The organism is Streptomyces sp. NPDC056222 (assembly GCF_042264065.1).
GTDB lineage: Bacteria > Actinomycetota > Actinomycetes > Streptomycetales > Streptomycetaceae > Streptomyces.
The window spans coordinates 1-12,747 of sequence record NZ_JBHJTL010000143.1 but is presented as its reverse complement, the minus strand read 5'-3'; the positions used below and the strand labels follow the sequence as shown (position 1 = coordinate 12,747).

The window sequence follows — 12,747 nt, the reverse complement described above, 5'->3', positions numbered from 1 at the left end:
CTCGTTGGGGGGGGGGGTGGGTGTTGGCGGGCGGGGTCGCCCCTTTGCCCCGCGGGGGCCCGCCGCCCTCCTTTTCGGGGCTCGCTCGCCCGACCTGACACCTTGCCGCTCGGATATGCGGAACCGCTTGTTTCGGTGCTTGGTAGCGGTGAGTATCGGCTCCGTGACAGTGACTCGACCGGCACGGCTCACCGGCGCCGCGCTCTGTGGCGCGCTCGCACTCGTCATCGCCGTCTGGCTCCTGCGAGACCTCGCGGCCTTCGGCTCACCGGCCGAACTCGCCTGGTACTGGGCGGGGGAGCACGCCTTCCTGCTGCGGCGCCGGGCCGCCACCTCGCTGGTCGACCCCCTCCTGCTCATCGCCTGCGCCGCCACCGCTTTCGCCGCGCTGCGGTCCTCCTCGGCCGCGCCCGCGCTCGCCGTCACCGGGGCCGTCACCCTGGCGTTACGGCTGCCCGGCCTCTGGGCCACCGGTGTCGACGCGCTCGTCACGACCCTGATCACCCTCGCCCTCGCCACCGGGCTCGTCGTCACCGCCGCAGCGGGCCGGCGTGACGACGGCGCGGGCAACGCCGACGGGCCCACCCCGCCGCGTACCGGGCCCGCCGTCGCCGCCGGGACGCTGTGCGCGGTGGCCGCGCTGGTCTGGGCCGCCTGGGAGGTGTACTGGGCGCGCGTCCTTCCGGTGGAGTTCACCGTCGACCGGTTCACCGGCGGCCGCTCGCTGCTGCTGCCGGCCCTCGCCGTCCCGCCCGGCTGGCTGAACGCCGTCCTCACCCTGCTGCTGCTCACCGCCGCCGGCAGCGCCTTCGGCCGTGCGACGCACGCTCGGCCGGTCTGCCTGCTCACCGGACTGCTCCTCGCCGGCTACGGGGTCGGCGGGGTGGCGACGGCCCTGCGCGCCCAGTGGTTCTCCCACTTCGCCGACCTGGAGTCCGACACCCGGCTCGCCGCCCTCACCTCGGTGTTCGCGCTCCTCGTGGGGGCGGCCGTGCTCGTGCTGCTCGCGCGCCCGGGACAGCCGCGCCGCGTCCCGTACCGCCCCGTCGCCGCCCTTCCGCCGGCCCCACCCGCGCAGCGGCCGCCCGGCTGGTGACGGCCGGGCGCCTCCGACAGCGGCCGTCAGGTGTTCGGGCCCGACGCGCCCTGATCCGCCGACAGGTCCAGCGAGCGCCTGAGGAAGTCCACCTGGAGCAGGAGCAGGTTCTCCGCGACCTGCTCCTGCGGGGTCATGTGTGTGACACCCGTCAGCGGCAGGACCTCATGGGGTCGCCCCGCCGCGAGGAGCGCCGAGGACAGCCGCAGCGTATGGGCCACCACCACATTGTCGTCGGCCAGACCATGGATGATCATCAATGGCCGCGCCGGGTTCTCCGGCGCCGACAGACCGTCGTCCGTGACCAGCGAGTTCGCCGCGTAGACCTCCGGGCTGTCCTGCGGCATCCCCAGATACCGCTCGGTGTAGTGGGTGTCGTACAGCCGCATGTCCGACAGCGGCGCCCCCGCGATGCCCGCGTGGAAGACGTCCGGCCGCCGCAGCACCCCGAGCGCCGCGAGATAACCGCCGTACGACCAGCCCCGGATCCCCACCCGCCCCAGATCCAGCGGGAAGTCCTTCGCCAGCGCCTGCAACGCCTCGACCTGGTCGTCGAGGGTGGGCGTCAGATCATTCGCGATCGCCTTCTCCCAGGCGGGAGACCGGCCCGGAGCGCCCCGCCCGTCCGCCACGATCACGGCGAAGCCCTGGTCGGCGAACCACTGGGACGTCAGATGCGGATTGTGCGCGGCGAGCACCCGCTGCCCGTGCGGACCCCCGTACGGATCCATGAGTACGGGGAGTAGTCCGTCACCTTCCCGGTACCCCGAGGGGAGCAGGACGGCGCACGGAATCCGCCGTGCGCCCCCTTCCACCAGGCGCACCCGCGCCGACAGCACCGGCGTCTCGGCGTGCGAGCCGATCACCGCCACCTGCTCGCCGTCCCGCAGCACCCGCGCCACGCTCCCCGGCGCGTCCGGCCGGGCCGAGGACAGCACCGTCACCGCCCCGCCCCGCACCGCCGAGTGAATCCCGGCCTCCTCCGAGACCCGCTCCACACCCAGCTCATTGACCCGGTAGACATGGATCTCGCCGGTCTCCGGCTCCGCCGCCGCCTCGCCCGCCGACGCCGACACCAGGACGTCGTTCTCGCCGATGTCGAGGACGGCCCGCAGATGGAGCTGCGCACTCGTCAGCGCCCGGTCCCCGACCGCGAGCACCCGCGCCCCGCCCTCGTCGGCGATCCGCACCAGCCGCCCGTCCGGAGCCCAGGCCGGCACCCCCGGCAGCAGCTCCAGCCACACCGGGTCCTCGTCCGCATGCACCGTCCGCGTGGCCCCGGTCTCCGCGTCCACCGCCAGATGAAGCTGAGTGCGCTGGTCACGGGCCTGTACGAGGATCAGCGGAGGGCCGTCCGAGGACCAGTGGACCCGGGCCAGATACGGATACCGGTCCCGGTCCCAGTCGACCTCCGTGCGCTCCCCGGCCAGATCCACCACATACAGCCGCACCTCCGCGTTCGGCGTCCCCGCCGCCGGATACGGCACCACCCGCGGCTCCCGGTCCGGATGCGCCGGATCCGCGATCCACCACCGCCGCACCGGCCGGTCGTCCGCCCGCGCCACCAGCAGCCGGTCCGCCTCCGGCGACCACCAGAAGCCCCGCGAGCGCCCCATCTCCTCGGCCGCCACGAACTCCGCCAGACCGTACGTCGTATGCGTGTCCTCCGGCTCCGCCAGCGCCCGGTCACCCTCCCCGTCCGCGCCCACCACCCGCAGCGCGCCCCGCGTCACATAGGCGATGTGCCGCCCGTCCGGCGACGGCCGCGGATCGATCACCGGTCCCGGCACCGGCAGTTCGCGCGCCGTCCCCGCCCTCAGCTCCGCCGCGAACAGCCGCCCCGACAGGGCGAAAGCGGCCAACTCCACGGCCCCGTCCACCGCGTAGGACACGATCCCGCCCGAACCCTCGCGGCTCCGCTCCCGCCGGTCGCGCTCCTCCGTCGACAACTCCTCGGCCGCGCCCTCGAGCAGCGCCTCCGGCTCCGCCGCGACCCGCTCCCGCGCCCCGTCCGCCCGTCCGCCGAGGTCGAGCACCCACAGGCTGTGCGAGCGGTCCGTACCCGACGAGGAGCGCACGAACACCACCCGCTCACCGTCCGGGGACACCGAGAACGCACGCGGAGCGCCCAGGGTGAAGCGCTGAGTCCGGGCGTACTGACGAGGGAACGAGAGCGGGAACGACCGCTGTTGCCTGGAGGTCATGCGACCGAACCTAGCGCTGTGCGCCCCCCTGTGCCCCCGTACACCATCAATGCGGTGCCACACATAGTTATGATCCGTAGCGCTGGGTGGGTAGGTGACAGCTGGCACATGCTCGCCGACCTGACCGTCCGAATATCCGACCGAAGAAGTGTGGAGGTGAACCGCCGTGGCACTCTCGATTTCGGCGGTGGTGCTGCTGGCGATCGTCGTCTTCCTGCTGATCCGGAAATCCGGGCTGAAGGCTGGACATGCGGCGGTCTGCGCGCTCCTGGGGTTCTACCTGGCGAGCTCGTCCATCGCCCCGTCCATCAGCACGCTCACCACGAACGTGGCGGGCATGATCGGCGGCCTCAAGTTCTGAGCTGCGGTTTCGCGGCCCGCCGTCTCGATCCGGGCCCTGCCTCGTAGGGTGGGGCCATGACGGTTCTCCCAGCCCGTCGTCTGCTCCTGGTGCACGCGCACCCCGACGACGAGTCGATCAACAACGGCGCCACCATGGCCAGGTACGCGGCCGAGGGCGCGCTGGTCACCCTCGTGACCTGCACGCTCGGCGAGGAGGGCGAGGTCATCCCGCCCGAGCTCGCCCATCTGGCACCCGACCGGGAGGACCGGCTCGGGGCCCACCGCGTCGGCGAACTCGCCGCCGCGATGAAGGAGCTGGGCGTCACCGACCACCGCTTCCTCGGCGGCCCCGGCCGCTTCCGCGACTCCGGAATGATGGGCGTCGAGCAGAACCGGCGCGAGAACGCCTTCTGGAACACGGACGTCGACACCGCCGCCCCGTACCTCGTCGAGATCATCCGCGAGACCCGGCCGCAGGTCCTGGTCACGTACGACCCCGACGGCGGCTACGGCCACCCCGACCACATCCAGGCCCACCGCGTCGCCATGCGCGCCGCCGAGCTGGCCGCGGACGCCTCGTACCGCCCCGGCCTCGGCCCGGCGCACGCGATCGCGAAGATCTACTGGAACCGGGTCCCGCGCCCGGTCGCCGAGACCGCCTTCGCCCGGCTGCGTGCCGAGGGCGCCGGCTTCCCCGGCATCGCCGAGATCGACGACGTCCCCGGAGTCGTCGACGACTCCCTGATCACCGCCGAGATCGACGGGGCAGCGGGGTACCTGGACCGCAAGACCGCCGCGATGCGGGCGCATGTCACCCAAATCGCCGTCGACGGACCGTTCTTCGCACTCTCGAACGATCTGGGACAGCCGATCTTCACCACGGAGTACTACCAGTTGGTCAGCGGCACTCCGGGCGCACCGGCCGGCGTGCGCGAGACCGACCTTTTCGCAGGTGTGGAGGGATCGTGAACGTCCGGGTCGTCTGGTACGTATTCCTCCTCGTCCTCGGCGCACTGGTCGGCGCTGCCGGCTCGCTCGCCCAAACCGCCTGGTTCCCGGGAGGATTGATTCTCGCGCTGCTCGCCACCGCAGGCGTGTTCTACGGCGGGCTGCGCGCCACCGACACCCAGCTGGGCATCGTCCTCCCGGGAGTCGGCTGGCTGGTGACGATCGTGCTGCTCAGTCTCGGACGGCCGGAAGGCGACGGGGTCTTCGCGGGCGGGGTCGCCGAGATGATCTACCTTCTTGGAGGCATGGCCATCGCTGTGATGTGTGCCACCATGGCGCGGCTGCCGCGACCGGCCCCATGAACAGGCCGACTTGAGCGAAGGGCGCCCGGACTTCGGCCGGAATGCCCCGTGCTCGATCCCCGGCCGTCGGGTGCCTGTCGGCGACGGCCAGTATGGTGGTGCGCGCCGCCGAGCCGCCCGGGTACACGAGCACCAGCAAGAGCGGGCGGTGGAGCCAACCGGGAGAACCTGCTTTGAGTCGTGAAACTGGTCGAGAGACTGACAGTTCGTCCTCCGGCGCCCAGGGGCGCGGTGGAGCCGCGTACCCCTCGGGTACACCGCCGTACGGATCCCGCCAGTATCCGTCGCTCCACCCCACGCAGGACGGGGCCGACGACCCGGCCGGCGCCTCCGCCGTGCCCGCTCCGCCGCAGCCGGAGGAGCCGAAGACCGAGACCACGCTGACCACCCGGATCCGGATCAACATTCCGGGTTCGCGGCCGATCCCGCCCGTGGTGGTCCGCAAGCCGGTCGCGGAGGCTGACGTGCCTGCGCCGAAGCGCGAGAGCGCTCCGGCCGCCGAGGCCGCCCCGGCCCCCGCACCGGCACCTGCGCCCGCGCCGGAGCCGCCGGCTCCGGTGGAGCCTCCCAAGGCGGAGGAGAAGCCGACCAGCGACTGGTTCGCTCCGCGCAAGGGTGCCGCCCCCGCCGCGCCGGCGGCCTCGGCCCCGGCCGCGCCCCCTGCGCCGTCCGCCCCCTCCGGGCCTTCGGCGCCCGGTGCGCCCTCGGGCAGGGGTGCCGGTCCTGGCGCCGGCCCTCGTGGCGGCCCCGGCGCCGGTCCTCGTGGGGGTTCCGGCGCGCCCGGACGTACGCCTCCTCCCGGCCCGCGGCCCCCGGCCGGTGGCGGCCCTGCCCGCGGCTCCGGCTTCGCGGGACCCGCGACCGGCGGCATCCCGACCATAGGCGGTGCCTCGATCTCGGCGACGCCCGCGGCCGGTACGCCGATGTTCCTCACGACGCCCCCGCAGGACGAGGCCACGTACGGTCCCGACGGCGGCCCGTACTCCCCGGGCGCCCCGCAGGCACCCACCGGCCCGACCACCGGCCCCGTGACCGGCAACAGCACGGTGGGCGGCGGTCCGGCAGGCGGCGGACCGATGGGTGGAGGACCTCTCGCGGGCGGTCCGGTCGGTGGCGGGTCCCTCGCCGGCGGCCCCTTCGGGGGACCGCCGCGCATGTCGGACGACACCGCCGTCCTGACCCCGCAGAGCCCCGGTCCGATCACCCCGCCCGGCCCGGGCCCCGGCGGCCACGTCTCCGGGGACACGCTCACCAGCGGCATCCCCGTCGTGCCCTCGGGCCCCGACCGGACGCCCCGCGCCCCGGAGCACGGCTTCTCGGCCCCCGAGGTCGTCGGAGGCGCCCCGGCGCCTGCCGCACCCCGGCCCGCGGCGCCCTCCGCGTCCTCCTCCGCCCCCGCGAAGAAGGGCCGCTCCAAGCTCGTCCTCGTCGGCGTCGGCGTGTTCGGCCTCGTCGGCGTCGCCTACGGCGCCGGCCTGCTCCTCAACCACTCCGACGTCCCCAAGGGCACCACCGTCCTCGGCGTCGACATCGGCGGCGGTACGAAGGAGGAGGCGGTCAACAAGCTGGAGACCGCCCTCGGCAAGCGGGCCCACGCCCCCCTCCAGCTCAACGTCGGCGGGAAGACGGTCGCGCTCTCCCCGGACAAGGCCGGTCTCTCCCTCGACAGCCAGGAGACCGTCCGCGCGGCAGCGGGCAGCGACTACAACCCCGTCTCCGTGATCAGCACCCTCTTCGGCGGCGAGCGCGTCGCCGAGCCGAAGCTCCCGGTCGACGAGGAGAAACTGGCCGTCGCCCTCACCGACGTCTCCGGCGCGTCCGGCTCGGCCACCGAGGGCACGATCAAGTTCTCCCCGAGCAAGGTCACCGCCGTGCCGGGCAAGCCGGGCAAGGGCCTGGACGTGGCCCGTTCGATGATCTTCGTCAGGGACGCCTTCCGCGCTCAGGTCGAGACGGGCCGGTCGAAGCCGGTCGAGCTGCCTGTCGTCACGCGCCAGCCCGCCATCACCCAGACCGAGCTGGACCGGGCGATGAAGGAGTTCGCCGAGCCCGCGATGTCCGACGTGATCGTGATCAAGGCCGGGCAGAAGGAGATCAAGTTCGGCCCGGCGCGGTCGCTGCCGCAGATCCTCTCCATGAAGCCCGTCAACGGCCGCCTGGTGGAGGTCTACGACAAGAAGGCGATCGACAAGCTCCTCGACGGTGTCTTCGACGGCATCATGATCACCAAGGCCGACGGCAAGAAGCACCAGGTCTCCGCCGACGACGTCGCCTTCGTGATGCGCGACGCCCTGATGGGCAAGACCGCGGCCGAGCGGACGAAGGTCATCGACCTCGACGGCGAGGGCTGACGCCCCGTACGGCTCGCGAGTCGGTCACCAGCGGAAGGGCCCCACCCGGCACACCGGGTGGGGCCCTTCCGCTGTATCGGGTGGTTGCGATCGTGAACCTGTCGTGCGCAGCTTGTGAAGATGCGAGCGGAATGCGAATTCCTCAGGTGGGACGGCCTTGTATGCGGCCTGCGTCACTACGATCCGAGGGCCCCGAGGTGATGAGGCTTGCTGGGGTGAATGTGGGAACTCGTGTCATTTGAGGGGTGAGCGTGGTGGGTGGGGCGTGGCGGGCCGTGGGTGGCCTGGGGCTGGCGATGTCGGTCGTGGCCTGTGGCAGTAGCGACCCGGGGCAGTCCGCGACGCTGACCGTGCCGGCGAGCGAGGTGTGCGGGGGCCTGTCGCCGAAGGCGGCGAGGGCGTTGGAACAGATCTCCGAGACGAAGCGGTTCGAGTACCGCGCGTACGGGGTCGCCGACTCGCTGAAGGAGCTGCTGCACGACCCCGAGGTCGACGGCGGCGGGGCGCGGACCGACTGCGTGATCGAGCCGGATGTGGAGGACCCCGAGGAGAGCCCGTCGAGGATGTCGGTGCTGTTCGAGGAGGTCGACCGGGTACCCGCGCCGCAGCCCGAGGTGGTCGCGGCGGCGCGCCTTCCCGTCGGGCTGCTGGCGGAAGGCGGCGACGCGGACGCCGACCTGTGGTTCGCCTGCGAGGTGAAGGGCGTCGGCACACCCATCGTCCACGCGGAGCTGGTCTACGGATCCCGCCCGCGCGAGAAGAACCCCGGGGAGGCGAACATCCGCGTCCTCCAGGACCTCTCGCACCGCCTCGCGCTCGCCATGGGCTGCCCCGACGCGGGAGGCGTCCCGAGCGTCTGACACGAGCACGGAGCACGTGTCGATCGGCGGCCGCAGCACCGAGGAGTCGTAGGCCCCCCGGACTCTTGGGACCTCCGCCTTGCCCCTCCCCCAAGGGGAGGCACCAGAGTGGGGTCCATGGATGGGGAGACGTTCTACTCGGTCGGGGAACTCGCGCGGCTGACCCGGACCACGGTCAAGACCGTTCGGTTCTATGCCGACGAGGGGATCGTTCCGCCCGTCGACCGCAGCCCCGCCGGTCACCGCCGCTTCGGCGTCGACGCCGTCGCCCGTATCGAACTCGTCCGTACCCTGCGCGACCTCGGGCTCGCCCTTCCCACCGTGCGGAAGGTCGTGGAACGGGAGGCGTCCCTCGCCGAGGTCGCCGCCGCGCATGCCGACGCGCTGGACCTGCAGATCCGCACCCTGCGGCTGCGGCGCGCGGTGCTGACGGCCGTGGCCAGGCGCGGGTCCACCCCGGAGGAACTGGATCTCATGCACAAGCTGGCACAGCTCTCCGCCGACGAACGCGGCCGTCTGATCGGCGCCTTCCTCGACGCCGCCTACGGCGGCCTCGCCGAGGATCCCGCGTTCACGGGGATCGTCCGCTCGATGACACCGCACCTGACCGACGACCCCGACGACGCCCAGGTCGTGGCCTGGGTGGAGCTCGCCGAGCTGACGCAGGACCCGGAGTTCGTGGCCGGTGCCCGGCGGACTGTCGAGCGGTTCGCCGCCACCCGGGACGGTGACGGCACGCCGCCTCGCCCCGACATCGTGGCCGTCGTCCGCGAGACGGCAGCCCTCTCCCTCGACCCGTCCTCACCCGAGGCACAAGGGATCGTCGAGCAGGTCACCGCCCACCCCGCCTGCCCCGACGACCTCAGCTCGTATCTGGAGGCGGTGGCGGACCCGCGTCGGGCCCGCTATCTCCACCTTCTCTCCGTGATCAACGGCTGGCCGCCCCCGGAGCCTCCCGCCCCCGCCCTCGACTGGTTCCTGCGAGCGCTGTCGGCACGGCGCGGTCCAAAGGACGCGGACGAGGTGTGAACGCCGGGTACGACCTCGTGCCCTAGTTCAGCAGCGCCCGCGCCGCCTGTGCCCTAGTTCAGCAGCGCCCGCGCCGCCTGTGCCCTATTCCGGATCGACGCGGCCGCGCTCGGTTCCACCGCGTCCACGACCGAGGCGTACGCCTCCATCTCCGCCGCGCCCGCGAGGAACTCGCCGCGCTGGACCAGCAGCTCCGCGTGTTCGTAGCGGAGGCGGGCCGGATGGGAGGGGAGGAGCAGGGAGAGTTCCACCGCCCACAGTGCGACGGCCGAGCGTTCCGGTCGGGGTGTGGCCCAGGCGCGGATGTTGTTGAGGATGCGGAGAACGATCTCCAGCGGGTCCGCGGGGCGCAGCATCGACGGTTCCAGGGGTTCGCCCGTCGCGCCCGCCACCAGGAGTTCCGCGTCGATGCCCGTCATCGCCCGGCCGCCCGCGAAGGGGTCCGCGAGGACCTGGGCCGACGGGTCGCCGAAGCCGACGACGAAGTGGCCCGGCAGGCCGAGCCCGTACACCGGCGCACCCGCCCTGCGCGCGACCTCCATCCAGACCACCGACAGCAGGATCGGCAGGCCCCGCCTCCGCGCGAGGACCTCGTGGAGCAGGGAGGACTCCAGGCGCTGGTAGTCGGCCGGGACGCCCTGGAAGCCGTACCGGCCGCCGAGCAGCCGGGCGAGCGCCGCCACCCACTCCTCGGGGTCGCGGATGCCGTACGGCAGCTCACCGGCCAGCCGGTCCAGCTCGATCTCCGCCGCGTCGAGGTCGGCCTCCGTGACCGCCGGGTCCGCCTCCGCGCCGATCAGCAGACAGAGCCGTGCGAGATCAGGGCGCCGTGCACGGGCCTCCTGCGCGAACTCCCGCCGCCGGCCGGTCACGTCGGTCACCTCGCTCACGCCTCCGCCGCTCGGTAGTGGTGGTAGTGGTGATGGACCGCGAAGCCCATCCCCTCGTACAGCACCCGCGCCCCGTCGTTCTCCTTCTCCACCTGGAGCCAGGCCGCCGACGCACCCTCGTCGAGGGCCTGCCGGGCGAGCGCCGTCATGACGGCTGTGGCCAGGCCCTGACGCCGGTACGCGGGGTCGACCTCCACCGCCATGAACCCGGCCCAGCGACCGTCCACCACGCAGCGTCCGATCGCGGCCGGTATGTCTTCCGTGCCCGGTACGGACGCGAACCACACACTCGGGCCGCCGGTCAGCACCTTCAGCACGTGCGGGCCGGGCTCGCCGGACCGGTTGTAGCGCCCGAGCCAGGAGGCGTCGAGGGACCGGGAGAGCAGTACGGAGGACACGTCCGCGTCCAGGTCCGCGATCGGTGCCAGCCCTCCGGTCCGTACCTCCGCCGAGACCTCCGCGTGCCAGCCGCGCCGTTCCAGCTCCGCGCAGAGCAGCTCCTGCGTGCCCTCGGCGCCGGTCGCCGTCTGGATGTACGCCGGGAGGTCGCGCTGCGCGTACCAGTCGCGTACCCGCTCCAGCGCCTCGTCGAGGGGCAGCCCCGGATCGCCGAGCGGCAGGGCCGAATTGGCCCGTCGCGTGAATCCGGCGGCGGCCCGCAGGGTCCACTCCCCGAGCGGCTCGCTCTCCACCGGTTCCCACGCCCGCGCCAGCACCCGCGCCAGCTCCTCGAAGGAGGTCGCGGGGCCGCGTCGGCGGGCCGGGGCGGCGGGGACCACCTTGCCCGCGACCAGCGTGGATTCCGCGATCCGGACAGTCTCACCGGTCCTGCGTGTGATCAGCAGCACACCCGCGTCCCATGATGTGAGAACGCCGACCGCGTCGGTGAAGCGCTCACCCGGGGCACCGGACTCCGTCACGTACCGAACTGAGACACGTTTTCCCACGTCAGCGCGGGTAATACGCACCTCAAGGCGCCCTCCAGCGGTGAATTCCACAGCTTCTCCGCCCCTCCTGTTCGGATCGTCCCCAAGAACGGAGATACTAGGGGCGGGCATCGACGACGCCGCGCTCCCGCGCAGACCAGCCCTACCGAGGAGGAACGACAGCGTGACCTACGTCATCGCGCAGCCTTGTGTCGACGTCAAGGACAAGGCTTGCATCGAGGAGTGCCCCGTCGACTGCATCTACGAGGGCTCCCGGTCCTTGTACATCCACCCGGACGAATGCGTCGACTGTGGTGCTTGTGAGCCGGTGTGCCCGGTCGAGGCCATCTTCTACGAGGACGACACCCCGGAGGAGTGGAAGGACTACTACAAGGCGAACGTCGAGTTCTTTGACGAGCTCGGTTCTCCCGGTGGTGCCTCCAAGCTCGGCCTGATCGAGCGCGACCACCCCTTCATCGCCGCTCTGCCGCCGCAGAACGGCTGATCACCCGCCCTCGGTCCCGTACGGCCTCGCCCGCTGTACGGGACCGACGCGTTTCCCGACGCGTCACCCCGTACGTACGAGGAAGTGAGCCAACTCGTGAGCGCAGTCTCTTCGCGCCTGCCCGTCTTCCCCTGGGACAAGCTGGAGCCGTACAAGAAGACGGCGGCCGCCCACCCGGACGGCATCGTGGACCTGTCCGTGGGCACGCCCGTCGACCCGGTGCCGGAGCTGGTCCAGCGGGCCCTGGTCGCGGCGGCCGACTCGCCGGGCTATCCCACGGTGTGGGGCACTACCGAGCTGCGGGACGCGCTGACGGGCTGGTGCGAGCGGCGCCTGGGCGCGGTCGGCTTCGCGCACACGAACGTGCTGCCGGTCGTCGGCTCCAAGGAGCTGGTGGCCTGGCTGCCGACGCAGCTGGGGCTCGGCGCCGGGGACCAGGTCGCCTACCCGCGGCTCGCGTACCCGACGTACGAGGTCGGCGCGCGTCTCTGCGGCGCCGAGCCCGTCGTCTACGACGACCCGGTCGCCGATCTCGACCCGGCGGCGGTCAAGCTGCTCTGGCTCAACTCACCCTCGAACCCCACCGGCAAGGTCCTCGGCAAGGCCGAGCTGACCCGGATCGTGGCCTGGGCGCGCGAGCACAGCATCCTCGTCTTCTCCGACGAGTGCTACCTGGAGCTCGGCTGGGAGGCCGACCCGGTCTCGGTCCTGCACCCGGACGTCTGCGGCGGTACGTACGAGGGGATCGTCGCCGTCCACTCGCTCTCCAAGCGCTCCAACCTGGCCGGCTACCGCGCCGCGTTCATCGCGGGCGACGCGGCCGTCCTCGGCGAGCTGCTCCAGATCCGCAAGCACGGCGGCATGATGACCGCCGCCCCGGTGCAGGCGGCGACGGTCGCCGCCCTGGGCGACGACACGCACGTGGCCGAGCAGCGGGAGCGGTACGCGGCCCGGCGCACGGCCCTGCGTACGGCCCTGGAGGCGCACGGCTTCCGGATCGAGCACAGCGAGGCGAGCCTCTACCTGTGGGCGACCCGCGACGAGCCGTGCTGGGAGACGGTCGCGTACCTCGCCGAGAAGGGCATCCTGGTCGCGCCAGGCGACTTCTACGGGGTGGCGGGGGAGCGGTTCGTCCGTGTGGCCTTCACCGCGACCGACGAGCGCGTCGAGGCGGCGGTCAAGCGCCTGGGCTGATCCTGCGCACAGGGGAGAGGGCCCGGGGAGCGTGATGCTC

12 protein-coding genes are annotated in these 12,747 nt (G+C 72.6%); 9 read left to right on the top strand and 3 right to left on the bottom strand.

The genetic code is table 11. The features are described 5' to 3' along the window. Positions 1-163: 163 nt before the first annotated feature. On the top strand, positions 164-1,096 hold the full coding sequence (locus ACFC0D_RS36380; protein WP_376445790.1) for a hypothetical protein: 933 nt from the start codon (positions 164-166) through the stop codon (positions 1,094-1,096). A gap of 26 nt (positions 1,097-1,122) precedes the next feature. Here ACFC0D_RS36380 and ACFC0D_RS36375 read toward each other — a convergent pair whose 3' ends face one another. Then, positions 1,123-3,300 carry a prolyl oligopeptidase family serine peptidase gene (locus ACFC0D_RS36375; protein ID WP_376445787.1) on the bottom strand — a complete coding sequence of 726 codons (2,178 nt, stop codon included), beginning with the start codon at positions 3,298-3,300 and terminating at the stop codon, positions 1,123-1,125. Between the two features lie 166 nt (positions 3,301-3,466). On the opposite strand from ACFC0D_RS36375, the gene ACFC0D_RS36370 reads away from it, so the two are divergent. The 6 genes from ACFC0D_RS36370 to ACFC0D_RS36345 all read left to right on the top strand — a co-directional run bounded on the left by ACFC0D_RS36370 (position 3,467) and on the right by ACFC0D_RS36345 (position 9,192). Further along, on the top strand, positions 3,467-3,661 hold the full coding sequence (locus ACFC0D_RS36370; RefSeq protein ID WP_137993529.1) for a hypothetical protein: 195 nt from the start codon (positions 3,467-3,469) through the stop codon (positions 3,659-3,661). Positions 3,662-3,717: 56 nt separating this feature from the next. Further along, a complete protein-coding gene (gene mshB, locus ACFC0D_RS36365) occupies positions 3,718-4,611 on the top strand; it encodes an N-acetyl-1-D-myo-inositol-2-amino-2-deoxy-alpha-D-glucopyranoside deacetylase (protein WP_376445782.1) in 894 nt (297 codons plus the stop codon). Further along, positions 4,605-4,952: a DUF6113 family protein gene (locus ACFC0D_RS36360; protein ID WP_376445793.1), complete on the top strand. Its 348-nt coding sequence runs from the start codon at positions 4,605-4,607 to the stop codon at positions 4,950-4,952. Before mshB ends, ACFC0D_RS36360 begins: the two co-directional genes overlap by 7 nt. A 173-nt stretch (positions 4,953-5,125) precedes the next feature. After that, positions 5,126-7,303, top strand: coding sequence for a hypothetical protein (locus ACFC0D_RS36355; protein WP_376445779.1), 2,178 nt, complete (start codon positions 5,126-5,128; stop codon positions 7,301-7,303). A gap of 245 nt (positions 7,304-7,548) precedes the next feature. After that, positions 7,549-8,163 carry a hypothetical protein gene (locus ACFC0D_RS36350; RefSeq protein ID WP_376445776.1) on the top strand — a complete coding sequence of 205 codons (615 nt, stop codon included), beginning with the start codon at positions 7,549-7,551 and terminating at the stop codon, positions 8,161-8,163. Between the two features lie 117 nt (positions 8,164-8,280). Beyond that, entirely contained in the window at positions 8,281-9,192 is a 912-nt protein-coding gene (locus ACFC0D_RS36345; RefSeq protein WP_376445773.1) for a MerR family transcriptional regulator, read from the top strand. A 53-nt stretch (positions 9,193-9,245) separates the two neighbouring features. Here the strand turns inward: ACFC0D_RS36345 and ACFC0D_RS36340 are convergent, their stop codons facing one another. Beyond that, positions 9,246-10,082: a tetratricopeptide repeat protein gene (locus ACFC0D_RS36340; protein WP_376445770.1), complete on the bottom strand. Its 837-nt coding sequence runs from the start codon at positions 10,080-10,082 to the stop codon at positions 9,246-9,248. Then, complete coding sequence (locus tag ACFC0D_RS36335) at positions 10,079-11,080, bottom strand: GNAT family N-acetyltransferase (protein WP_376445768.1); 1,002 nt, start codon at positions 11,078-11,080, stop codon at positions 10,079-10,081. Before ACFC0D_RS36335 ends, ACFC0D_RS36340 begins: the two co-directional genes overlap by 4 nt. Positions 11,081-11,192: 112 nt before the next feature. Here ACFC0D_RS36335 and fdxA point away from each other — a divergent pair, with 112 nt between their 5' ends. Next, positions 11,193-11,513: a ferredoxin gene (fdxA, locus tag ACFC0D_RS36330; protein ID WP_003985062.1), complete on the top strand. Its 321-nt coding sequence runs from the start codon at positions 11,193-11,195 to the stop codon at positions 11,511-11,513. Positions 11,514-11,609: 96 nt separating this feature from the next. Next, entirely contained in the window at positions 11,610-12,707 is a 1,098-nt protein-coding gene (locus tag ACFC0D_RS36325; protein WP_376445765.1) for a bifunctional succinyldiaminopimelate transaminase/glutamate-prephenate aminotransferase, read from the top strand. The last annotated feature ends 40 nt before the right edge of the window (positions 12,708-12,747 follow it).